We start from the raw sequence: 22,126 nt of genomic DNA, 5'->3' as shown, positions 1-22,126 counted from the left end.
TTACGGAGTGTTGCGCTGGGTAAACGGCGTTAGTGCTTCGCGGTAAGGCGTTACATCGCTGGGCTCATCACCCGGGTTGAAGCGTATATCAAGCTGGTGGCCAAGTAGCTCTGGCCATGCAGCTTGAATATCCGCAGCGCTAACCTCAAGTGCCAGGTTGGCCAGCTCTTCACGACGGTCAAAGCGGATCTCATCCAGCGCGGTGGCCTGCCAGTAACGGTTGGCCATGCCCGCAAGGCTGGTATCACGCTCGCTCAGACTGGCATGGACCGCTTTGCGATAGGCGTCGAGTTCAGCATCGTCGAGTTGCTTAAGTGCTTCGCCAGCGTCAGCTAAAAAGGCATCCATGTGCGCAGCGACCGTTTCGCTGTCCACATCCGGCGATTGAACGAGTAGTGCAATGCCAGGTGCCTCAAGCAGGGGTGAATAACCCGCGTTCACAATATAGCCCAGCTGTTCTTCCGTGCGCAGCTGTTGATAAAAGGGCGTCTCCAGCCACTGGGCAATCACACTAATGGTTGCTTGTTCTTTAGCGCTCTGGTCGCGCCCTTGTAAGTAACGCAGCACCAGGGACTCGTCGCGGGTGCTGTGCGGGTGCAGTACGCTGGAAGTCGTGTCAATGGCCAGCGGGCTAAGCGTTGGAATATCTTCTCGCGTCAAGCCTGGGCGCAGTTTGCTGCGCACCCGCTCGGCTTGTTCCTGGGCGAGTGCTTTATCCAGGTTGCCAATCGCCATGGCGTCGATATAGAGCCCGCCCAAAAAGTGCTTACGGAAGTTCTCAAGGTGCTGCTGGTCAAGGCGCTGACTGGCGTCAAGTAGTTCGGCTGTCGACCAGCGTGGGGTCAGCAGTGCTTCACCCAGCGTGCGGCTTGCCTGGCCATAAAGCGATGATTGCGGCGCATTAACCAGCTCTCTCTGCAGCTGATATTGCACGCGATCAAAGGCGCCTTCGCTAATCTCAGCCGTTTTAAGCTGATCAATGGCTTGCTCAATAAGCGGTGTCTGACCATCACGCCAACCGGAAAATGATAGCGTCATCCCACGTGCGTGCGGGTAGGCGCTAAACGACTGACCGGCCATCCATGCGGGATAAAGTGATTCATTCAAGCTGTCGTTTAGCCACCCAGCCAGCAACTGCGTCAGTACGACCTCTTCGGCCGAATAGCTGGCGTCGGGATACTGCAAACTGACCCGCCACTCAACGCTTGGTGTATTAAAGCGTGAGTCCTGCATGTGCCAAACCTTAAAGAATGGCGTGTCGATCATTAGGCTTGGGTGCTCGTCCTGGCCTTCAATAAGGGCAAGGTCGCTGGCAATAAAGGGGTTGGGTTCAGGCAGGGCCAAACCTTCAAGCGCGAGACCTTCTTGAACAGGCGGTTGTTCTCGCCACTGGGTCGAGAACCAGGGCGAAACCGTGTCACTTTCCACCTCGGGCGCAGAGTAAAAGCGCAGCATGTTGTCCGGCGTTAACGCAGCCAGATACGCTTGCTGGCGCTCAGTGTCCGGTGCATCCATGCGATACGCGGCATACTGCACATCCTCAACCGGGTAGCGGGACAAATTCATGGCGAGCTGAGTGGCTTCCTGCTGGGGTGCGCCGTGCTGTTGAAAACGAAATGCCTGCTCGCTCAAATCGCGCAGTTCAGTATAGCGCCAGTCAGCCAACCCATCGTCACGCAGCTGATCAATGGCGGCAAATAGCGTAGCCTGGATATCATCAAGCCGCTCGGCACCGGCAGGCGTCAGGCTAATGGAAACCGTAAACAGGGCGTCCTGACCATCACCGCGCTGAACACCTGCGGACAGGCCGTCGGCCAAACCTGCATTACGCAGTACCGCCAAAAGGCTGCCATCCCCTTCATCGCCCAGCAAATGCGACATTAAATGAGTGGGTTTTGCGTGGTACTCATTTTCGGGGTCAGGGATGGGGAAGTAAAAACGCAGCTGGCGGCGATCTTGCAGTGACTGACGCTCAACGTAGCGTGGCAGGGTATCGGTATCTACCAGCGGTGCATCAATCGTAGGAACGCTCAGGCCATTGTCAGGAATATCCGCAAAACGCTCCACCACCCACTCTTCGAGTGTATCAAGCGACTGAGGGGCAACGACGGCCAGGTTCATTACGTTGGCATCGTAATGTTGGTGATAAAAATCGATGACACGTTCGCGTAGCGTCGCTTCTCCCGCCGGTGGGCTGGCTAACGTCTCGCGGCTGCCAACGGCAAATCCTGTGGTGGCATTGTCAGGGTTGAGCAATTGGTTAAGCACGTCGTTTTCGCGTCGGGACTCATCGCGAATTCTTGCCATGTACTCAGAATGAACGATATTGCGCTCGCTCTCTAAATGGTCGGCATTAAACAGCGGTGACAGGAAAAACTCGCTAAAGCGATCAAGCGCTTCCGGCAGAGCGGAGGGCTCGATATCAAAAAAATAGTTGGTATCTTGCTGAGCGGTAAAGGCGTTATGGGAGCCCGCGTGGTCAGAAATAAAGCGCTGATAGGCGTCTGGAGCGGGATACGCCTCGGTACCCAGGAACAGCATGTGTTCAAGGAAATGAGCAAGCCCTTGCAGGTCATCTGGATCCTGGGCGCTACCGACTCGGACGTTCATGGATGCAGCGGCTTTATCGGCGTCAGGATCGCTTACCAATAGCGCTTGTAGACCATTTTCAAGCGTCAGCACGCGATAGTCGCGACTGTCAAAGGGGCTGGCAATCGGGATGACAATGTCTTCTATCGGGTCATCACCAGCGGCCAGCACGCCGGGAGAAAACCATACGGAGCTGAGCACCGCTGCCAGTACAACGCGCGAATAAAATAGTCTACTTTTCGGTCGTAACATTACGGCTCCTGTGGGACGGTCCATTGCAGCATTGGCCCAACCGGGTGGGCGCAAGCGGCTGATTGATAGGCAGGATTGTTGACATGCTTGGATACTGGAAACGCACCTAATAGTTCCAAGGGCGCGGGTGTTAATAACGTTTTAACGGTTTCCAAAGGGCTGTCGGGGTCAAGCCATGTGGTCAACGCATGAGGGGGAATGACCGCCGGCAATCGGTCGCTAAGCGGTGCCAGGCATGCGTTGGCCGGTACGCTAATCAGTGCTGTTGAGTCAGTAAACGCGGTAAGCGTTGTATGGTAGCGACACCATAACGCACCGAGCAGTAAGGGCGCGCGCCTCACCTCTGTGACCAGATAAGGCTGTTTGTGTCGCGGCAGTGCTTTCCAAACGTAAAAACCGCTGACAGGAATAACGCAGCGACGAGCCTGAAACGCTTCATGGAACATGGCTTTTGAACTGAGTGTCTCAGCTCTAGCGCAGTGTGGAGCGTGATCCAGCACCGTTAACCACGGGGGGGTTAACCCCCAAAAAACTGATTCGAGCTGCAATTCACCTTGGGCTAAACGAATAGCCGAAACGGGTTGGCGGGGTGCCAGATTGGGGGATTCCACCAGCGCGGATGTCGCCTTGAGTGAGGGCAGAAGACGCTTGAGCGGTAAGTTGTGTACATGTAGGCGTCCGGTCATGCCAGTCTCCTTAAGCAGAATCGGCTCAATCATGTCATGGGAGAGATTACAGATGCACAAGAATGCGCTAAATGTGGCGTTTTAGTGTCGAAAACAGTGTTCGATATAAGGTATCCTATATTACCCCTTGCTCACGCTAAAGCGCTGTGAGGCATTCTTTCTTGTTATTCGTTGACCTGAAGAGATCGCCATGGCCCGTCCTAGACAGCATGCGCCCGATGCCCTCCATGCGCAGGTCATGAAAGCTTGTGATGATTGGTTGGCTGTACAGTCAGTCCACGATTTATCCCTGCGTGCCCTGGCTAGAGAGGTTGGCTGTGCGCCCAGTACGCTGCTTAAACTTTACGGCAGCTTTAACAACTTATTGCAGCACGTTAACGTCGAGACGTTGGCGGGCTTGAAGCAGACCATTACGTCATTATCGGCAGACGCGCCAGAGCCTTGGCTGCGTGCGCTGGCGCATGCGTACTGGCACTTCGCCGAGCAAGACTGCTACCGCTGGAAGCTGCTGTTTGATTATCCTTTGGCGCAAGAAGGGGAGCTTGATCAGCGTCAAAGCCATCTCATTGAAGCGCTGTTTACCCAGGTGGAATCCGCTCTCAAAGAGTATCAGCCCACGCTTGACGATCTCGAAGCTCGGCGTCTGGGGCGCACGCTATGGGGCAGCGTACATGGGCTTGTACAGCTGGGCTTAAATGAACGCTTGGGGTATTGGCAAGGCCAGCAGCTTAAAGTGGATGAACTGCTGGATCAGTTGGTCAGTACGGTGCTGGCAGGGCTTCGGCGCCGGGAGCCGGCGTCGTGAGATGGTGGATCAACGCTGTCCGCAAAGTGCTGCGTAGCCTGATTTATCTGGCTATGCGACTTTGCTATCGCTTGCATGTGCATGGGCGTTATCACCTCCCCAAACGTGGCGGTGCGCTGGTTGTGTGCAATCACGTAAGCTTTATGGATGCTCTGGTCCTGGGGGGCGGCAGCCCTCGGCCACTGCGTTTTGTTATGGATCAGCCAATTTTCGATTCGCCCTGGCTCAAGTGGTGGTTTCAGCTTGTCGGCGCTATTCCCATTGAGTCCGAGCGGCGTAGCCCCGGCGCCTTGCGGCGTACGCTGGATGAAGTGAGCCAGGCACTGCGCCGTGGGGAAGTCGTTATGGTATTTCCGGAAGGGCGGTTAACGCCAGACGGTGATATCCATACCTTCAGACGCGGGCTGGAAACTATTCTGGCACGCGATAATGTGCCGGTGATTCCTGCCGGGCTGGCAGGCTTGTGGGGTTCCTGGACATCACACTACAACGGTAAAGCGCTGAAAAAGTGGCCAAGCCGCTTTAGGGCGCCGGTTAGCCTGCATTTTGGCCCACCCATTAATGTGCAAGAGGTGGATGGGGTTACGCTGCGTAGCTATTTGGAAACGCGGGTGCGAGCGCTAAAAGTGGCCGCCGATAAAGATATTGACGCGCGCTAACGCGCTTCAGCGCTACTTGTTCATGTCGTCCCCAGTGCTGTCCATTTCAAGTGCTAGCCATCTCAAACGCTATCTGTCTCAAGTGCTGTCAGGGTTGGCGTCTTGGAAGACGCACGTTTTGCCAGCAGCGGGCAGAGGTGATCAGGTTGTCGCGGATCTCCAGTATTTCCATACGGATATTGTTAATTTGCAGGCTGGCGGGGCCTTCGGGGAACGCTTCAAGGTGCTCTAAAATCAACCCGTTTAGGGTCTTGGGGCCATCGGTTGGTAAGTGCCACCCCAGCATTTTATTGATTTCACGGATGTTAGCCGTACCCTCAATGACATGGCTGCCGTCGTCCTGCTGATGAATCTCTTCATCTTCCGATACGTCCGTGGTGAACTCGCCAACGATCTCTTCCAGAATATCTTCAAGCGTTACCAACCCTTCGACATCGCCATACTCATCTACCACGATACCGATACGCCGCTTCTGCTTTTGAAAGTTAAGCAGTTGGGTATGAAGCGGTGTGGACTCAGGAATAAAGTAGGGTTCGCGTGCTTCCTGGACAATGGCCGCCTTGGTGACTTCGTCACGGGATAAAAAGCGCGCGGCATTGCGCAAGTGCAGCATGCCGATGATGTTATTGATGTCGCCTTTATAAACCGGTAAGCGGGTGTGCTGGCTGGTACGAATTTGGGTCAGAATATCTTCCAACGAGTCGTCCAGGTCTATCCCCAGCACTTCATGGCGCGGCACCATAATGTCGTTGACCGTGACATTCTCAAGGTCCAGGATCGACAGCAGCATGGCCCGGTGGCGGTAGGGAATCAGCGTACCCGCCTCATGTACCACGGTACGCAGCTCGTCGCGGGTAAGGTTGTCGCCGCCATTCTCCACGCTTTTCACGCCCAGTAGGCGCAGTAGGCCGTTCGAGATCATATTCACCAGCCACACCAGCGGATAAAGCAGCTTCAAAAGCGGCTCCAGCGCCATAGAGCTGGGGTAGGCAATACGCTCAGGTTTAATCGCCGCGTAGGTTTTGGGGGTAACCTCGGAAAAAATTAAAATAGTAATCGTTAAAATGGCAGTAGAAATCGCCGGGCCTGATACTTCGCCGAAAAAGTGAATAGCGATGATAGTCGCAATGGATGCCGCAAGGTTATTGACGAAATTGTTGCCGATTAGAATGACGCCAATCAAGCGGTCAGGGCGGGTAAGCAGGCGCATGACCCGTTTGGCGCGCCGATCACCGCTGTTGGCTTGATGGCTCAGGCGATAACGATTAATCGACATCATGCCGGTTTCAGAGCTGGAGAAAAAAGCCGATAGCAGTACTAGTAAGCCAAGAAGGCCGAATAGTAATCCCAAGGGGAAGTCGTCGCTCAAGTCGAAAATTCCTTTATGCCGTATCAAGCACGGTTTGTAGAAGCTAGAAGAAGGTGTGTCAAGACAGTCATAGCCGTGTATATGGGCTTAGCGATTGAGCAGTATCTCAAGCACAAACTTACTGCCAAAGTAGGCCAGTATCAAAAGCGTGCAACCACCCAGCGTCCACCGTACTGCGCGCATGCCGCGCCAACCGAAACGATAGCGGCCAATGAGTAGGGTTGTGAAAATAACCCACGCACCTAACGAGAGAACGGTTTTATGTAATAAATGCTGGGCAAAAATATTATCAAGAAAGATAAAGCCGCTCACAATCGAGAGCGTTAGTAGCAAAATGCCTGCCCAGACCAACTCAAACAGGACGCGTTCCATCGTGGTTAACGGAGGAAGCGACTGCACGATGCCGCGAATATGGTGATGGCGTAGCGCCTGGTTTTGTAATCCCACCAGGATTGCCTGTATCGCCGCAATTGCGAGCATGGCAAACGCCAGCGCGGAGCTAATGGCATGCAGTAGAATGCCGGGTGTCAGGCCCGTGTGGCTAGTGTGGCTGGGGAGCCAGGTGGCGGTAATCAGCGCGACACCCGCTAAAGGAAAGAGAACGATGCCGACGTTAAGCACTGGCTTGAAAAGGCTCGCTATCAACAGCACATTAACGGCGACCGCCATGAAAAGCGTCGCGCTGGTGGTAAACCCAGGCAGAAGGCCTGGGGATTGCCCCATCAGTTGGACGACCACCGGGATATGGAGCAATAGGCCCAAGGCACCCAGCAGGCGCACCATGCTTTGGCGTGGCGGCACGCGGCGAAAAAGGGTCATGCCCTGCCAAGTGGCAGCAGCAACATAGAGTACAAAAGCGATCGTGGCGAAAGGCAGCGCCTGCATGATGCTATCCGTGTGCGCATTTCGCGCGTTGCAGTAAAAAACAGTTAAGTTAACGTGTACCGACTACTATAACCAATCAAAGCAGTATCGCACAGCCATCGTTAGCCCGCGCGGACAGTCATGGAGACTCAAGGCGTGAGCGCGTATAATCCATGTACATCAGTCTAGGGGCGTAGGCCCGGCGACAGCGACGGAGGCAGAGAGGCCCCATGTTTCAGAATCTCAGTGAGCGTCTTTCCCAGACGTTGAAGTCGATCAAAGGTCAGGCGCGCCTGACCGACGACAATATCAAAGATACCCTGCGCGAAGTGCGCAAAGCGCTGCTTGAAGCCGACGTAGCGCTGCCGGTCGTCAAGGCCTTTATCGAACGCGTTCGCGAGCGGGCGGTTGGGCAAGAGGTGTCCAAGAGCCTGTCGCCCGGTCAGCAGTTCGTCAAAATCGTCCAGCAGGAGCTGGAAGCCATTATGGGCGAGGCCAACGAAGGCCTAACCCTCAAAGGCTCGCCAGCCGTTGTGTTGATGGCCGGTTTGCAAGGGGCGGGTAAAACCACGTCGGTAGCCAAACTTGCCCGCTACCTGCGCGAACGCGAGAAGAAAAAAGTCCTGGTGGTGTCGGCCGACGTTTATCGCCCGGCAGCCATCGACCAGTTGGAGACGCTGGCTAAAGAGGTCGAAGTCGACTTCTTCCCGTCGCGCTCTGACCAGAAGCCTGTTGATATTGCCGAAGCGGCGATCAAGCACGCCAAAATCCAGTTCCACGATGTGGTGCTGGTAGATACCGCGGGTCGCTTGGCAATTGATGAAGCCATGATGGCGGAGATCCAGGCGCTGCATAAGGCGATCTCACCGCAAGAAACGCTGTTCGTCGTCGATGCGATGACTGGCCAGGATGCGGTTAATACCGCGAAAGCATTCCACGATGCGCTGCCGCTGACCGGGGTTATCTTAACCAAGGCTGATGGTGATGCGCGTGGCGGTGCGGCGCTGTCGGTACGTCATATTACTGGTAAGCCCATCAAGTTTATGGGGGTGGGCGAGAAAGTTGACGCTCTGGAGCCCTTCCACCCGGATCGTGTGGCATCACGTATCCTCGGCATGGGCGACATGCTGTCGCTGATCGAGGAAGCCGAGCGCACGGTTGATAAAGACAAAGCTACCAAGCTAGCCAGCAAGGTTAAAAAAGGCGATGGCTTTGATCTGGAAGACTTCCGCGACCAATTGCAACAGCTCAAAAAGATGGGCGGCATGGGTGGTCTTCTGGGCAAACTGCCTGGCATGGGGCAAATGGCCGAAATGGCTCAAGGCCCTGGGCCTGAGAAAGAGCTGGGCAAGCTTGAAGCGCTGATCAACTCCATGACGCCCAAGGAGCGCCGCGCGCCGGATATCATCAACGGCTCGCGCAAGCGCAGGATTGCCGCCGGTGCTGGCCTGCAGGTGCCCGACCTGAACCGTCTGCTCAAGCAGCACAAGCAGATGCAGAAGATGATGAAGAAAGCGGGCAAGAAAGGCGGCATGCAGAAAATGATGCGCGGCATGTCCGGCATGATGGGCGGCGGCGGAGGCCCTGGCGGCCCAGGTGGAATGGGCGGCATGGGCGGTGGCGGTATGGGTGGCCCCGGTGGCCTGCCCTGGCGCTAAGCACACGCTTGGAACCTGGTAGCGGGCCAATTAAAGGCCCGTACGCTTTAAAAGCCAGCACCCTTCGGTGCTGGCTTTTAGGTTATATGGCGCAGGTGAACCAGAACGCTGCCATCTGGCTGGCAGTCATGTAGCGGATAGCTGTAAGGCACATCGCTGAGTGTCGGCTTCGCCTGACTGCCCGGCACCAGGTTGTATTGAAACGCAGGGCTGCCCGCAATGGCGCTGTAGTGTTGTCCCCACAAGGTGTGGAAGGGCTGATGAATATGCCCACATAAAATGCGTTTGGGAGACGCACTGATAATAGCCTCGAAACGCTCTCGGCCCTCGATCAGGCTGTAGTCATCCCAGTGAGGGTTGCCCGTCATAAAGGGCGGGTGATGCATCACCAGAAACGTTAGCGGCTTGGTGTGCCCAAGCTGGTTTTCCAGCCAATCCAGGCGTTCGCTACATAGCGCGCCCTGGGGTTTGCCAGCAATAATTGAGTCCAGGCCCAGTAACGTGACACCGTCTGCCTCTACTCTGGAGTGTAGAAACTTGCCTGGCTGCAAGCCCGAAAGTCGGTCGCCCAGCACTGCGCGCATGGCTTCACGCCGGTCGTGGTTGCCCGGGACGGCCAGAATGGGCATTTCCAGTGGTGCCAGCAAGCGGCGAATCAGTCGATAGTCGTCTTCGGTCCCGCCGTCGGCCAGGTCACCGCTGATCACAATAAGATCGGGCGGTGGGCTAAGCGACACAAGGTCGCTCACGATACGTTCAACCACGTGGGCGATATCCAAACGTGACTCGCCGGTTTCAGACTGCGTAGTAAACACATGAAGGTCAGATAAATGGGCAATCAGCATGCACAAAACTCGATAACGTGACGCGGGCCGTTAACGGCCCACGCGTGACAGGACATCGGCTTTTAGAAAACGCTCGATGACCAACATGAAGCCGACCGATGGGATCAGCAAAATCAACGCGGTGATGGCCGCCACCTGATAGTTGCCACCCATGGAGGCGTTAAACATCAACAGTGGCAGCGTGGTGATTTCCGGTGCGCCGACAAAAAACGTCCCAGTGAACTCATCAATGCTGTCGAGGAATACGAAGATGGACGCGGCAAGCAGGCCAGGTAGCGCCTGGGGCAGGGTGATACCGGCAAACGTACGCAGCGGAGAGGCGCCCAGGTTGCGGGCGGCTTCTTCCAGCGAGCGGTCCACCGTAGAGAATGCGGCGGTCGCGATCCAAACGGCATATACAAGGCCCGGAAGCGAATGCACCAGCACTACGCCAATTAACGTGCCGTTGAGCCCCCACTGATAAAAAATGGCGGCGATATTGACGAAAATCGGCAGATTGGGAAATGCCTGGGGCAATAAAAAAAACAGCATAATCACATTACGCGCGGGTAACGCCTGACGTGCCAAGGCGTAGCCTGCAGGAATGGCCAGCGCCATTGAAAGTATAACGGCGGAAAAGGCAACCAGTACGGTATTGAAAAGCGATGTCCAAGCGCCGGCACGTGGGCGGAACACGCGCTCCCAAAAGGAAAAGCCCCAGCCAGTAGGCAGTCGATTCGGGTAAAACCACTGCTCGGCAAAGGCCCAAAGAGCAAGATTCAACAGCGGCCCGAAAACAATAAAGGCAACCACGCCCAGTAAAAGGCCCAGCCCTATCGGCGAAAGTGCGCGGGTGATACTCATGAGGTCACCTCGCGGCGCAGGGTCAGACGCAAATAGATCCATGCGGTTACCGCCGTTAACGCGTAGGAGAACAGCCCCAGCGCATTGGCGACGCCGTAGTCACCGTAGTACGTGATTCGATGGGCCATCATTGAGGTCATCATGGTGGGGTTACCGGCAATCAGCATCATCGGTACCGAGAGGACCGAAAGCATCGCGACCAGCGACAGAATCAGCCCAACCCAGAGGGTGGGCGCTGCCTGAGGCAGGATAATACCGAAAAGGCAGCGCAGGCGGCTCGCGCCCATGTTGCGGGCGGCTTCAATATGGCTACGGTCAATCGCGGCCATGGCACCGGCCAAGAGAAGCGTCACAAACGGGATCTGTTTCCAGGCAAAGGTCAGCACTAATCCTCGCCAATCCAAAAAGCTCTGCGCGCTCTCGGGCATCATTAGGCCTGTTTCGATCAGTACGCCGTTCATCATGCCGTTGGTCGATAAAAATGAGCGGGCAATCTGACCACTTACTACGAACGGAATAAACAGCGGCCAGCGGTAGAGCCAGCGCAATAAGCGAACGGCCCAGGGCGTGGTGCCCAGCACCAGATAACCTGAAATCGCAATGGAGATAACGGCGATGAGCGCAAGTGCTGCTGATACGACGCCGATAGAAAAAAGCACGTCGCGGCCATAAAGCGAAAAGGCGCGAACGAGGTGGTCGGTAGTCCAGCCGCCATCACTGCTACGAAAAGCTGTCACCAGCGAGCGTAGCAAGGGCAGCGCATAGAGCAGTGTAATCGCGGTTAGCGCGGGCAGCACCAGCAAGATACCCAAGCTTATTCGTGGGAACCGCTTGCCAGGCATCGCCATGAGATAGGTTGAAGAGGGCGAAGTCGTCATAAACGCTTTCCACAGTGAAGGGGGCGCGACGGCCCCCTGGTAGTGATCATCAATGCCTTATCATCAAAGCGTCATCATCGAGCGCTTGATCGTCCAGCGCTTAGCGGCTGACGTGGCTTTCATAGGCTTCGAGAATGGCACGGAAGTAGTCCGCTTGCGGCATGGAGCGGCCACGTTCAGCAAGTGTCTCTGGCGATACGTCAGCATAGAGCTGCGCCCACTGTTCATCGCTCAGTTCACTGCGAACGTGTTCGGCATCAATACCGGGGAACCAGTTAAACGTGCCGACAATACCTTCAGCCTGTACCTCAGGACTCGTTGCCAAAGCAATGAATTCAGCCGCCAGCTCAGCATGTTCTGCGCGCTCAGGAATCGCGTAGTACATCGGCTGGCCGGGCATGCCGGGTTCGAGCAGTAGCAGGCGGAAATCGGGGTTGAGGCGACCATCGGCCATCCAGGTGTAGTACATGTCCATCCACACCGGACCCATGGCGATTTCGCCGCGGTTCATGGCGTCCATGGTGCCCGCATTGCCGGGTGTCAGGGTGACGTGCTGGTTAAAAGTACGCAACTGATCAAGTGCTGTTGTCCAGCGCTCAGACGCGCCCTCTTCCCAAGGGCCGTTTTGCAGCGTGTCGGCCATATCAGTAAAGGCGTACATCCAGCCGAAGACAAAGCCTACGCCTGCCATGCCGCCGGTGATGCCGTTATAGCCAAACTGGTCGGGGTTCTCCTCAACCCAGTCGGCAAGCGCTGCGTAGCTTTCCGGCGGCTGTTCTAAAAGGGCCGGGTTATAGGCGATGGCAATCTGGCTCTGAAACATCGGCATAACATAGCCTTCGACGTCAACGCCCAGCGCATTACGCGCGCTGTCCGCGCTGACCAAATCACCGGTTTCAAGCGCGTCGGTATAGGTGCTTAGTAAACCTTCTTCCACCATCTGCCCGGCCATGCGCTGGTGGATGACTGCAACGTCGACGCCCCACGTCTCTTTATCACGCTGAGCGCTTAGGGTTTCGTAAATAGCTTGGCTACCCGCATCGCCGGGGCCGGTGCCCATGGCGCGGACGCTGACATCCGGATGCATGGCTTCAAAGCGAGGAGCGAGAAATTCATTAATGTACTCGACCATGTTGTCGTCGCCTGCCGTAAACACGTTAAGCGTTGTGGCGGCCATGGCGGGCGCAGTGATGGCGCTGGCGATCAGGCTGAGCGTAAGGGCGAAGGGTTTCATGCAATATCCTCTTGTCGATCAAGTGGCGGCAGATGCCGATCGTCCGGCCCAAAAGGGATCAGGGCCGATTGCGGTACCTGAACAACGGCAAAGGTACCCGGAGCAATAGGAGTGGCCGACGTAGCACAAAGCTCAGCCTGTTCGGCACAAAGCGATATTTGATAGCCATCGCCGGTATAAACGCAGTCAGTAACCCGCCCTTTACGCGTCAGCATCGCAGGATGCTGGGGGGCATTGATCAAGGCGTCACGCGTACGAAAGCCAAATGTGGTGGCAGCAGAGGCCATCGCGGGGTCCGAGGCTTGCCGAGCAACGGTGTTATCCACACCCAAAAAGCGTGCGGCGGCCACGTCAGCCGGCTGGTGATAAAGCGTTTGGGGTGGCGCTACCTGCACGACATGGCCTCCGCGCATTAGGACGATCTGGTCGGCCATTTGGAGCGCTTCTTCCTGGTCGTGGGTCACCATGATAGTGGTGATACCCAGTGACTTCTGTAGGCGGCGTAGTTCGCTGCGTAGGCTGCGCCGAATCGCGGCATCCAGGTTGGAAAGTGGCTCATCGAGCAGTAATAAAGGTGGGTCAATAATGAGCGCACGCCCCAGGGCGATACGCTGGCGCTGGCCGCCAGAGAGTTGCGTGACCGCACGGCTTTCAAAACCACCAAGCTCCATGCGCTCCAGCATGGCGGCAACTTTTCGGGCGCGCTCCTCGCGAGGGACGCCGCGCAGTTTCAGCGGGTAGCCAAGGTTTTCCCCCACACTCATATGCGGCCAGAGCGCGTAGGACTGAAACACCATGGCGGTCTGGCGTTTTTCAGGCGGCAGATGAGTGATAGACCGTTTGCCTAAACGTATGTCGCCACGGCTTAGAGGTGTGAAGCCAGCAATGGCGCGCAGCAGCGTCGTTTTTCCGCAGCCGGATGGACCCAGCAGGCAGGTGAAGCTTCCTGGCGCGACATCAAGATGGATATTTTCCAGAATGCGTTTCTGCCTGAGGTCAATCGTCACGTCATTGAGCGTCAATGCCTCGGTGCTCATTCTCGGTGCTCCATAAAAGGTAGAAGACGGATAACAAGCGTAATTTTGAACGCGCGTGCAAAATTTTAATAAGGTGATTTTACGAGGCGTTGATGACGCTTTGATGTACATTTTAAAACGCTTAAAAGGCAACCAAGGGGTGCTAGGATGGCGGAATTATCTTGTTGATTGAGCGGTCATCATGTTGAAAAACACCCGAGGCGCTGGCGCATGCCGATACGCGTAACCGCCGATGATGTAGCCCAAGCGGCAGGCGTATCTCGCGCCATGGTCTCACGCGCTTTTACAGCCGGAGCGTCGGTGTCGGCAAAAAAGCGCGAACACGTTTTAGCCGTGGCTCAGGCGCTGGGTTATCGGCCCAATCTTATCGCTCGGGGGCTGACGGGGCGTAGCACTGGATTGATCGCGGTGGTGGCCGGAGAGATATCGCGTCCTTATGAGGCTTGGCTACTTGAGCATTTGGTGTTTGAGCTCAGCTCCCGTGGCTATCAGCCGCTACTATTGCCAGCGTTGCGCGGCGGTAACGTCACCGAGGTGATCGACCATGCGCTGGCCTATCAGGTTGAGGGGGCTATTGTGGCGGCAGGCTCGGTGAGTCGCGAGATCGCCGACCGCTGCCGGGCTTCAGGGGCGCCGCTGGTATTGATTGGACGCGTGCTGGAAAGCAGTGGGGTTGATGCCGTGTGTTGCGACAATATAAAAGGTATGCATTTGCTGGTGGACCGGTTGGTCCAGCAAGGGCGCCGACGGATTGCCTGGTTGGGCGGCACTGAGGATACGTTTTCTGACCAGGAGCGCAGGCTGGGCGTCGAGCAGGCGCTGAGCTACCACGGCTTGGCGTTAATGGCCGTGCACCGGGGAGATTTCTCGCTGCAAAGTGGGCTGAATGAAGGGCTGGCGCTGCTGGATGCCGGACAGTCATTGGATGCAATTATCTGCGCCAACGATGCCATGGCGCTGGGCGTTGTCGAAGCCGCTGCGCAGCGCGGTATGCGGGTGCCGGATGAGATAGCGGTTACCGGGTTTGACGATGTTCCAGGCGCTGCTTGGGGGCGCTGCCCTTTAACGACGGTGCGTAACCCGGTACAGGAAACGGCTCTTGAGGCACTGCGCCTGCTTGAAGCAAGAGTAAAGACGCCTACGCGCGCCACGCAGGTCGTGAGAGTTGGCGTGACGCTTGTTGAGCGTGTCAGTGCTTAGCCGTTAATGCAGTGGTTGACGTATTGTGAGTTTTCTGGCTGTCAGGCTTTCCAATCAGGGCGCATTTGCGTAGAATGCGGCCTCTTCATGCGTGGGTGTTGGCAAAATATGTGTAAGCATTGCCGCCACATCCGGTTGTGAAGGCCTAAAATGGTACAAAGCAGCCACTTATCTTCAAGTGAGCCGCGTATCAAGAAAACAGTATGATGAGTGTTCTGGTGGCGGTTTGCGCTATTTTCCACTCTCGTAACCTCAACCGAAGGATAGTTATCGTATGGTTACCATTCGTTTGGCACGTGGTGGCGCCAAGAAGCGTCCCTTTTATCACCTGACTGTTACTGACTCGCGTAACGCCCGTGACGGCCGTTTCATCGAGCGTATCGGCTTCTTCAACCCGGTTGCCCGTGGTCAGGAAGAGCGTCTGCGCGTTGATCTAGAGCGTGTTACTCACTGGCAGAGCCAAGGCGCCCAGCTGTCTGGTCGTGTTGCTGAGCTGGTTAAAGAAGCGCGTAAACAGGCGTAAGTCTGTTCACGGTAGAGTCTGGACTGCTGTACGTTGAGGTCGTCGATGACGCGTTTTGAAACAAGCCAAACTGACGACACGCATGTGGTGTTAGGCAAGCTGACTAGCCCCCACGGGGTGCAGGGTTGGCTCAAGGTGTATTCTTACACCAGCCCCATGGACAGCATTTTGGATTATCCCGAATGGTGGGTGCGCCAAGGGGAAACCCTGACGCGAATGACCATTGTTCAGGGACGTCGGCAAGGTAAAGGCCTTGTTGTGCAGATTAAAGGCGTAGATGATCGTAATGCCGCTGAAGCACTGGCGCAAGCGGATATTTTACTTCCCAAAGATGCACTGCCTACACTGGCAGCCGATGAGTATTACTGGCATGAGCTTGAAGGCTTGGCTGTCTTCACTCAAGCCGGCGAGCGGTTAGGACGGGTAAGCTACCTGTTTGAAACCGGCGCCAACGATGTCATGGTGGTTCGCGGCGATGACGACGCGATCGACAAACGCGAGCGGCTACTCCCGTTTTTGCCTGATGACGTGATTGTCGAAATCAGCCTTGAAGATGGCCGTATGGTCGTTAACTGGGACCCTGAGTTTTGATCAATGACGAAGCGGCCGATGTGCAAACAGCGGTGCTTGGCAATGATGTGGATACGCCCGCTATGTGGATCGGCGTAGTATCGTTGTTTCCTGAAATGTTCGATGCACTCACCCAGCAGGGCGTAGTAGGTCGGGCGATAGAGAAGCAACGTATTGCCCTGGAGTTCTGGAACCCGCGAGATTACGCCACCGACCGCCATCGCAGTGTGGATGATCGCCCTTATGGCGGCGGCCCGGGTATGTTGATGAAAGTCGATACACTCCGTGGCGCTATCCACGATGCCCGTGAACGGGCACATCAAGCCACCGGCCAGGTGCCTACGGTGATCTACCTTTCGCCCCAAGGGCGTAAGCTTGATCAAAAAGGCGCTCAGGCATTAGCCGCTGCTGGCCCCCTTGTGGTGGTGGCAGGGCGCTATGAAGGGATTGATGAGCGTGTGGTGGAGAGTGACATCGATGAAGAGTGGTCGATTGGTGACTATGTGCTGAGCGGCGGTGAGCTGCCTGCCATGGTGCTGATTGACGCAGCGGCGAGGTTGGTTCCCGGTGTATTGGGGCATCAGGACTCCGCTATCGAAGACTCGTTTAATGACGGTCTTTTGGACTGCCCGCACTATACCCGTCCAGAAAGTATCGACGGGCGCCAGGTGCCGGATGTGCTGCTAAGCGGTAATCATGCAGCCATCAAGCGTTGGCGGTTGAAGCAGTCGTTAGGCCGCACATGGCAGCGCCGTCCCGATCTGTTAGAAGGGCGCGCGCTTAATGCTGAGCAACAGCAGTTGCTGAACGAGTTTATCGAGGAACACGCTCTGTCTGCCAAGTAGGTTATTTTCAACGACCTGGTGCAGAGCGGCGGTGCAGGACGGAAAGGGCACGTCGTCTACATATTGACGGCAAGCCTACGGACCTGTGTCACCCATAACGACTCCCGTGTGGCTCGATTCGAGCGCCGGGATCACGGTTTGCCCCTTCCACAACTGCGTGGCAAACCATTCCGTTATTTAGGAGTATGAAGATGAGCAGCAAGAACAAGGTGATCCAGGCGATCGAAAACGAGCAGATGGGCAAAGAGATTCCTTCTTTTGCGCCGGGCGACACCATTATCGTTCAAGTAAAAGTTAAGGAAGGCACCCGCGAGCGTCTGCAGGCGTTTGAAGGTGTTGTTATTGCCAAGCGTAACCGTGGTCTGAACTCCGCTTTCACCGTACGTAAAATTTCTCACGGTGTTGGCGTTGAGCGTACTTTCCAGACCTACAGCCCGCTGGTTGACTCTCTTGAAGTCAAGCGTCGTGGTGACGTGCGTCAAGCCAAGCTGTACTACCTGCGTGAGCGTAGCGGTAAGTCAGCACGTATCAAAGAAAAGCTGTCCTAAGCGACGCTTTCTCGGGCGCGCACTGTTCTTGACGTACGTCTTGGGCACGTGTCGCACCGGATACAAGAACCCCGTCACCGCTTTGCGGGGCGGGGTTTTGTTTATGTGGTCATATACTCAGCAGGAGACGATTAACGTATGAGCGTCATTGATGCTTTCTTGGACGCCCTATGGTTAGAGCAAGGCGCCAGTGATCATACGTTAGCCGCCTATCGGCGCGATTTAACCGCGTGGCAGCACTATCTGGTAGCAGAAGGTGAGGATATATTGTCTCCCACGGGGCAGCGGCTTCCCGTATGGTTGGATGCCCGCCGAGAGCAAGGCTATCAACTGCGAAGCAACGCCCGGCTGTTATCAAGCCTTAGAAGTTTTTATCGCTGGGCACGCTTACACGGGCATGTGGTTAGCGACCCGCTGGTGGATGTTAAGCTTCCCAGAGTGCAGCCAGGCTTGCCCAATACGCTGGAAGAGGCGGAGGTCGAGCGCCTGCTGATGGCGCCTGATGTTGATACACCGCTGGGCGTGCGCGACCGCACCATGCTGGAGCTGCTGTATGCCTGTGGGCTGCGCGTATCGGAGCTTGTATCGTTAACCGGCGATGCGGTGAACCTGCGCCAAAATGTGGTGCGTGTGCGCGGTAAGGGGGATAAAGACCGCTTGGTGCCCATGGGGGAGGAAGCAGCAGATTGGCTTGCGCACTATATGAAAACGGCCAGACCTGCGCTAATGAGCGACCCGACCAGGCCAGCGCTTTTTCCAGGGCGCCATGATAAAGCCATGACGCGACAGACCTTCTGGCACCGTATAAAAGCGCATGCCATCACGGCTGGTATCTCGCGTCCGCTGTCTCCGCATACGCTGCGACATGCTTTTGCGACACATTTATTGAATCATGGGGCCAATTTACGGGTCGTACAGCTGCTGTTAGGCCACAGCGATTTATCTACGACTCAAATTTATACGCATGTTGCCCAAGCCCGCTTGGAGCATTTACATGCAGAACACCATCCGCGAGGTTGAAGATAGAATGCGTCAACGTACGGTTACTCCTTCTTTACGCACGGCATTACTCACGCTCGCCATCGCCAGCGTTTTGCCGGTCGCCGCTCACGCAGATGCCGTCACGCAACGACTGAGTGAGTCGCTGAGCGTTAATGGTCAGCCGATGCCGGTTGAGCACGTAACGACGACTCCGATGGAAGGCATTTACCACGTGCGCTTGGAAAGCGGCGAGTCGTTTTACACCAACGTCGATGGTAGCCACTTTTTGGTGGGTGATCTTTTCGAAAATGCCGAGACGGGGCTGGTCAATTTAACCGAGCAGTCCAAAAATCAGGAGCGTGTTGCGGCACTGGCAAGCATCCCCGAGTCTGAGCGCGTTGTGTATCGCGGTGTCGATGAGCCAAGAGCCACCGTGGTAGTATTTACCGACCCCACTTGCCCCTACTGTGAGCGTCTTCACGAAGCCGTGCCTGAGCTTAATGAGCGCGGGATTGCGGTACACTATTTAGCATTCCCACGGGCGGGTATGGGCAGCGATGCGGCGACCTCCATGCAGCAAGCGTGGTGTTCGGATAATCGTAGTGAAGCGATGACCCGTGCCCAGCAGCGCCAGCCACTATCGGGCCCTTCGGATTGCGATAACCCGGTGGCTGAACAGTATGAGTTGGGTATGGCGCTGGGCGTACAGGGCACGCCCGCGATTATTCTGCCCGATGGCCAAATGGTACCAGGCTATGTACCGCCAGAAAGGCTTGCCGTCATGTTAGGCTTGGGCGACGTCTAAGCTTGACCTGTCAGGCGCTTTGAAGCAGGCGCTTGGCAACAGAAACGTAGCAACAGAAACATAGCAATAGGCACGCCCAACAAGTGCCCACCAATAGAGAGCACCGTTAACGAGCGGTGACGCTGAGACACTGAATTTAAGACCAGGCGCCAAGGGCGCCCACCACGAAAGGGGATGTATTTTGAAACCGGTAAGAGTAGGCATTTGTGGGCTAGGCACGGTTGGCGGCGGCACGTTCAATGTATTGACGCGCAACGCGGATGATATTGCACGCCGTGCAGGCCGCCCTATTGTGATTGAGCAGGTGGCTCACCGTAGTATTCACCCCGACTGCGATATTACCGGTATTAATGCAACCACCGATGTTTTCGAGGTGGCAACTAACCCTAACGTTGATGTGCTGGTCGAGCTGATTGGCGGCTATGACATGGCGCGTGAATTGGTACTCACCGCGATTGCCAATGGCAAACATGTGGTCACTGCTAACAAGGCGTTGATTGCTGTTCACGGTAATGAAATCTTCAAGGCGGCTCATGAAAAGGGCGTTATCGTCGCCTTTGAAGCCGCCGTTGCAGGCGGTATTCCGGTTATCAAATCGCTGCGTGAAGGCTTGGGTGCCAACCGCATTGAGTGGGTGGCAGGCATCATTAACGGCACCGGCAACTTTATTCTGACGCACATGCGTGACGAAGGCCGAGCCTTTGAAGACGTACTTGCCGAAGCGCAGGCACTGGGTTACGCCGAAGCCGACCCCACGTTTGACGTGGAAGGTATCGATGCGGCGCACAAGCTGACCATTCTGGCCTCGATTGCTTACGGTGTACCGCTTCAGTTTGAAAGAGCCTTCACCGAAGGTATTTCACGGATTACTGCTGAAGATGTCGAGCAGGCCGATAACCTGGGCTACGTTATTAAGCACTTGGGTATTTCCAAGCGTACCGACCAGGGGCTTGAGCTACGCGTTCACCCCACGTTGATCCCCAAAGAGCGTTTGCTGGCCAATGTGCATGGCGTCAAAAACGCCATTGCCATCATGGGTGATGCGGTAGGTCCCACGCTTTACTACGGTGCCGGTGCGGGTGCTGAACCAACGGCTTCCGCCGTGGTTGCTGATGTGTTGGATGTGGCTCGTGATATTACAACTGCCCACCACTATCGCGTGCCCTATTTGGCGTTCAGCGGTATTGATGAAGATGTCAGCCAACTGCCGATTATGCCGATGGAAGACATCATTACGGCGTATTATCTGCGCCTGTTGGCGGTGGACCGCCCTGGTGTACTGGCCCGCGTGGCCACCATCCTTTCGGAGCAGGGCATCTCTATTGAGGCACTGATCCAGAAAGAGGCAACCGAAGGCGAGCTGGTGCCGATTATTTTGCTGACGCACCGCACCAAAGAGAAGCAGATGAACGAAGCAATTCGTGAAATCGAAGCGATGGCCGATATCGCCGGACCGGTGACACGCATCCGCGTGGAAAGCCTGAGCGAAGGGGAGTAACCCACTATGCGCTATATCAGTACGCGTGGGCAGGCGCCCGCGCTCTCGTTTGAAGAAGTCGTACTAACCGGTATGGCCAGCGACGGCGGCCTTTACGTGCCGGAAGAGCTGCCCACCCTCTCGAAAGAAGCGCTGGCCGATATGGCCGGGCTTTCTTACGCCGAGATTGCTTTTCGGGTCATGAAGCCGTTTGTAAACGGCGAGATCGACGACGACACTTTCCGCACCATCGTGACCGACGCGTATTCCACCTTCACTCACGATGCGGTGGTGCCGCTCAAGCAGCTCGACGCCAATCACTTCCTGCTTGAGCAGTTCCATGGCCCGACGCTGGCATTTAAAGACGTCGCGCTACAGCTTTTGGGCCGCCTGTTGGATCACTTTTTGAAAAAGCGCGGCGAGCGCGCGGTGATCATGGGCGCCACCTCGGGCGATACCGGGTCGGCGGCGATTGAAGGCTGCCGCCACTGCGACAACCTGGATATCTTTATTCTGCACCCGCACCAGCGGGTGTCCGAAGTGCAGCGCCGCCAGATGACCTCGGTGCTGGCCGATAACGTCTTCAATATTGCTATCGAAGGCAATTTTGACGACGCTCAAGCCATGGTCAAGGCAAGTTTTGCCAATCAAGACTTTCTGAACGGCACGCGCCTGGTGGCGGTCAACTCGATCAACTGGGCGCGCATCATGGCTCAGATTGTTTACTACGTAGCGGCGGGTGTGGCGTTGGGTGCTCCGCATCGCGAGGTCAGCTTCTGTGTGCCGTCGGCCAACTTTGGCAACGTGTTTGCGGGCTACATGGCGTACAAAATGGGGCTGCCGGTCAAGCAGTTCATCATTGCCACCAACTCCAACGACATTCTGCACCGTACGCTGGCCGCCAACGACTTCTCCAAGAAGGAGCTTGAGGCAACGCTCGCGCCTTCCATGGATATCGTGGTGTCGTCGAACTTCGAGCGTCTTCTGTTTGATGCTTATGAGCGTGATGGCGCCGCCGTGGCGGCACTGCTGGAGCGCTTTCAGCAAGAGCCCACCGCACTTGCCGATGCGCCGCTTGCCAAGCTGCGCGAGAAGTTCTCAAGTTTTAGTGTGGACGATGCGACCATTCTGGACGTCATTCGCGAAGCGCATCACCGTACTGGTGAAATGCTCGACCCGCATACCGCCACGGGCTATCGCGCTGCTGAGCGTGTCCGCGCTGATCACTCAACGCCGATGATAACGCTTGCCACCGCACACCCGGCCAAGTTTGCTGAAGCTGTGGTGAAGGCAGGCTTCCAGGGTGTACCCCTGCCCACGCATATGGATGATTTGCTGGAGCGTGAAGAGCACTACACGGTATTGCCAGCTGAGCTGAGCGCCGTGCAGCAGTTTGTGGCGGATAACCGTCGTTAACACATGATGACTGCTTTGCCAGATGCCAATCCGCCCGTTACA

21 protein-coding genes are annotated in these 22,126 nt (G+C 56.2%); 12 read left to right on the top strand and 9 right to left on the bottom strand.

Annotated elements, in window-relative coordinates; all coding sequences use genetic code 11:
• Positions 1-2,841 carry an insulinase family protein gene (locus tag ACT3TJ_RS05945; protein ID WP_193055172.1) on the bottom strand — a complete coding sequence of 947 codons (2,841 nt, stop codon included), beginning with the start codon at positions 2,839-2,841 and terminating at the stop codon, positions 1-3.
• Positions 2,841-3,527 carry an SOS response-associated peptidase gene (locus ACT3TJ_RS05940; RefSeq protein WP_193055173.1) on the bottom strand — a complete coding sequence of 229 codons (687 nt, stop codon included), beginning with the start codon at positions 3,525-3,527 and terminating at the stop codon, positions 2,841-2,843. Before ACT3TJ_RS05940 ends, ACT3TJ_RS05945 begins: the two co-directional genes overlap by 1 nt.
• 190 nt (positions 3,528-3,717) lie before the next feature.
• Between ACT3TJ_RS05940 and ACT3TJ_RS05935 the strand changes: the two genes are divergently transcribed.
• Entirely contained in the window at positions 3,718-4,332 is a 615-nt protein-coding gene (locus ACT3TJ_RS05935) for a TetR/AcrR family transcriptional regulator (RefSeq protein ID WP_172118544.1), read from the top strand.
• Between the two features lie 53 nt (positions 4,333-4,385).
• Complete coding sequence (locus ACT3TJ_RS05930; protein ID WP_225733772.1) at positions 4,386-4,991, top strand: 1-acyl-sn-glycerol-3-phosphate acyltransferase; 606 nt, start codon at positions 4,386-4,388, stop codon at positions 4,989-4,991.
• 88 nt (positions 4,992-5,079) lie between these two features.
• On the opposite strand, the gene ACT3TJ_RS05925 is transcribed toward ACT3TJ_RS05930, so the two are convergent.
• Positions 5,080-6,360: an HlyC/CorC family transporter gene (locus ACT3TJ_RS05925; RefSeq protein WP_172118542.1), complete on the bottom strand. Its 1,281-nt coding sequence runs from the start codon at positions 6,358-6,360 to the stop codon at positions 5,080-5,082.
• 87 nt (positions 6,361-6,447) lie between these two features.
• Positions 6,448-7,245, bottom strand: coding sequence for a cytochrome C assembly family protein (locus ACT3TJ_RS05920; protein ID WP_193055176.1), 798 nt, complete (start codon positions 7,243-7,245; stop codon positions 6,448-6,450).
• Positions 7,246-7,454: 209 nt separating this feature from the next.
• On the opposite strand from ACT3TJ_RS05920, the gene ffh reads away from it, so the two are divergent.
• The gene (gene ffh / locus ACT3TJ_RS05915; protein ID WP_172118541.1) at positions 7,455-8,882 is read left to right on the top strand and encodes a signal recognition particle protein; all 1,428 of its coding nucleotides are present in this window, start codon (positions 7,455-7,457) and stop codon (positions 8,880-8,882) included.
• Between the two features lie 77 nt (positions 8,883-8,959).
• On the opposite strand, the gene ACT3TJ_RS05910 is transcribed toward ffh, so the two are convergent.
• The 5 genes from ACT3TJ_RS05910 to ACT3TJ_RS05890 form a co-directional block, all read right to left on the bottom strand.
• Positions 8,960-9,727, bottom strand: coding sequence for a metallophosphoesterase (locus tag ACT3TJ_RS05910; protein ID WP_193055177.1), 768 nt, complete (start codon positions 9,725-9,727; stop codon positions 8,960-8,962).
• 30 nt (positions 9,728-9,757) lie between these two features.
• Positions 9,758-10,570, bottom strand: a complete 813-nt coding sequence (locus tag ACT3TJ_RS05905) for an ABC transporter permease (protein WP_172118539.1) — start codon at positions 10,568-10,570, stop codon at positions 9,758-9,760.
• Positions 10,567-11,448: an ABC transporter permease gene (locus ACT3TJ_RS05900; RefSeq protein ID WP_444621771.1), complete on the bottom strand. Its 882-nt coding sequence runs from the start codon at positions 11,446-11,448 to the stop codon at positions 10,567-10,569. Before ACT3TJ_RS05900 ends, ACT3TJ_RS05905 begins: the two co-directional genes overlap by 4 nt.
• A gap of 100 nt (positions 11,449-11,548) precedes the next feature.
• Entirely contained in the window at positions 11,549-12,682 is a 1,134-nt protein-coding gene (locus tag ACT3TJ_RS05895; protein ID WP_444621772.1) for an extracellular solute-binding protein, read from the bottom strand.
• Positions 12,679-13,719 (bottom strand): ABC transporter ATP-binding protein, encoded by a 1,041-nt coding sequence (locus tag ACT3TJ_RS05890; RefSeq protein WP_444621773.1) that lies wholly within the window; start codon positions 13,717-13,719, stop codon positions 12,679-12,681. Before ACT3TJ_RS05890 ends, ACT3TJ_RS05895 begins: the two co-directional genes overlap by 4 nt.
• A 210-nt stretch (positions 13,720-13,929) precedes the next feature.
• On the opposite strand from ACT3TJ_RS05890, the gene ACT3TJ_RS05885 reads away from it, so the two are divergent.
• The 9 genes from ACT3TJ_RS05885 (at position 13,930) to thrC (ending at position 22,084) form a co-directional block, all read left to right on the top strand.
• Positions 13,930-14,919: a LacI family DNA-binding transcriptional regulator gene (locus ACT3TJ_RS05885; protein ID WP_444621774.1), complete on the top strand. Its 990-nt coding sequence runs from the start codon at positions 13,930-13,932 to the stop codon at positions 14,917-14,919.
• A gap of 274 nt (positions 14,920-15,193) precedes the next feature.
• Positions 15,194-15,442, top strand: a complete 249-nt coding sequence (gene rpsP / locus ACT3TJ_RS05880) for a 30S ribosomal protein S16 (RefSeq protein WP_009724081.1) — start codon at positions 15,194-15,196, stop codon at positions 15,440-15,442.
• Positions 15,443-15,487: 45 nt separating this feature from the next.
• Complete coding sequence (rimM, locus tag ACT3TJ_RS05875; protein ID WP_172118535.1) at positions 15,488-16,033, top strand: ribosome maturation factor RimM; 546 nt, start codon at positions 15,488-15,490, stop codon at positions 16,031-16,033.
• 62 nt (positions 16,034-16,095) lie between these two features.
• A complete protein-coding gene (gene trmD / locus ACT3TJ_RS05870) occupies positions 16,096-16,857 on the top strand; it encodes a tRNA (guanosine(37)-N1)-methyltransferase TrmD (RefSeq protein WP_444621824.1) in 762 nt (253 codons plus the stop codon).
• Between the two features lie 191 nt (positions 16,858-17,048).
• On the top strand, positions 17,049-17,405 hold the full coding sequence (gene rplS, locus ACT3TJ_RS05865) for a 50S ribosomal protein L19 (protein ID WP_087110090.1): 357 nt from the start codon (positions 17,049-17,051) through the stop codon (positions 17,403-17,405).
• Between the two features lie 138 nt (positions 17,406-17,543).
• Complete coding sequence (gene xerD, locus ACT3TJ_RS05860; protein ID WP_441677817.1) at positions 17,544-18,425, top strand: site-specific tyrosine recombinase XerD; 882 nt, start codon at positions 17,544-17,546, stop codon at positions 18,423-18,425.
• Positions 18,400-19,191, top strand: coding sequence for a DsbC family protein (locus ACT3TJ_RS05855; protein WP_444621775.1), 792 nt, complete (start codon positions 18,400-18,402; stop codon positions 19,189-19,191). The genes xerD and ACT3TJ_RS05855 overlap by 26 nt, the downstream gene beginning before the upstream one ends.
• Positions 19,192-19,372: 181 nt before the next feature.
• Complete coding sequence (locus ACT3TJ_RS05850) at positions 19,373-20,689, top strand: homoserine dehydrogenase (protein ID WP_172118532.1); 1,317 nt, start codon at positions 19,373-19,375, stop codon at positions 20,687-20,689.
• A 6-nt stretch (positions 20,690-20,695) separates the two neighbouring features.
• Positions 20,696-22,084: a threonine synthase gene (gene thrC / locus ACT3TJ_RS05845; protein ID WP_444621776.1), complete on the top strand. Its 1,389-nt coding sequence runs from the start codon at positions 20,696-20,698 to the stop codon at positions 22,082-22,084.
• Positions 22,085-22,126 lie beyond the last annotated feature (42 nt).

The sequence above is a fragment of the Halomonas sp. AOP30-A1-24 genome (genome assembly GCF_052378165.1).
In the GTDB taxonomy this organism is placed as follows: Bacteria; Pseudomonadota; Gammaproteobacteria; order Pseudomonadales; family Halomonadaceae; genus Vreelandella; species Vreelandella citrativorans.
This window is presented reverse-complemented; position numbering and strand designations above follow the sequence as displayed.

Excerpts from the sequence above, each read along its gene's own strand:
- ACT3TJ_RS05945 (WP_193055172.1), bottom strand. The coding sequence starts at position 2,841 with ATGTTACGACCGAAAAGTAGACTATTTTATTCGCGCGTTGTACTGGCA.
- ACT3TJ_RS05940 (WP_193055173.1), bottom strand. The coding sequence starts at position 3,527 with ATGACCGGACGCCTACATGTACACAACTTACCGCTCAAGCGTCTTCTG.
- ACT3TJ_RS05935 (WP_172118544.1), top strand. The coding sequence starts at position 3,718 with ATGGCCCGTCCTAGACAGCATGCGCCCGATGCCCTCCATGCGCAGGTC.
- ACT3TJ_RS05930 (WP_225733772.1), top strand. The coding sequence starts at position 4,386 with ATGCGACTTTGCTATCGCTTGCATGTGCATGGGCGTTATCACCTCCCC.
- ACT3TJ_RS05920 (WP_193055176.1), bottom strand. The coding sequence starts at position 7,245 with ATGCAGGCGCTGCCTTTCGCCACGATCGCTTTTGTACTCTATGTTGCT.
- ffh (WP_172118541.1), top strand. The coding sequence starts at position 7,455 with ATGTTTCAGAATCTCAGTGAGCGTCTTTCCCAGACGTTGAAGTCGATC.
- ACT3TJ_RS05910 (WP_193055177.1), bottom strand. The coding sequence starts at position 9,727 with ATGCTGATTGCCCATTTATCTGACCTTCATGTGTTTACTACGCAGTCT.
- ACT3TJ_RS05905 (WP_172118539.1), bottom strand. The coding sequence starts at position 10,570 with ATGAGTATCACCCGCGCACTTTCGCCGATAGGGCTGGGCCTTTTACTG.
- ACT3TJ_RS05900 (WP_444621771.1), bottom strand. The coding sequence starts at position 11,448 with ATGACGACTTCGCCCTCTTCAACCTATCTCATGGCGATGCCTGGCAAG.
- ACT3TJ_RS05895 (WP_444621772.1), bottom strand. The coding sequence starts at position 12,682 with ATGAAACCCTTCGCCCTTACGCTCAGCCTGATCGCCAGCGCCATCACT.
- ACT3TJ_RS05890 (WP_444621773.1), bottom strand. The coding sequence starts at position 13,719 with ATGAGCACCGAGGCATTGACGCTCAATGACGTGACGATTGACCTCAGG.
- ACT3TJ_RS05885 (WP_444621774.1), top strand. The coding sequence starts at position 13,930 with ATGCCGATACGCGTAACCGCCGATGATGTAGCCCAAGCGGCAGGCGTA.
- rpsP (WP_009724081.1), top strand. The coding sequence starts at position 15,194 with ATGGTTACCATTCGTTTGGCACGTGGTGGCGCCAAGAAGCGTCCCTTT.
- rimM (WP_172118535.1), top strand. The coding sequence starts at position 15,488 with ATGACGCGTTTTGAAACAAGCCAAACTGACGACACGCATGTGGTGTTA.
- trmD (WP_444621824.1), top strand. The coding sequence starts at position 16,096 with ATGTGGATCGGCGTAGTATCGTTGTTTCCTGAAATGTTCGATGCACTC.
- rplS (WP_087110090.1), top strand. The coding sequence starts at position 17,049 with ATGAGCAGCAAGAACAAGGTGATCCAGGCGATCGAAAACGAGCAGATG.
- xerD (WP_441677817.1), top strand. The coding sequence starts at position 17,544 with ATGAGCGTCATTGATGCTTTCTTGGACGCCCTATGGTTAGAGCAAGGC.
- ACT3TJ_RS05855 (WP_444621775.1), top strand. The coding sequence starts at position 18,400 with ATGCAGAACACCATCCGCGAGGTTGAAGATAGAATGCGTCAACGTACG.
- thrC (WP_444621776.1), top strand. The coding sequence starts at position 20,696 with ATGCGCTATATCAGTACGCGTGGGCAGGCGCCCGCGCTCTCGTTTGAA.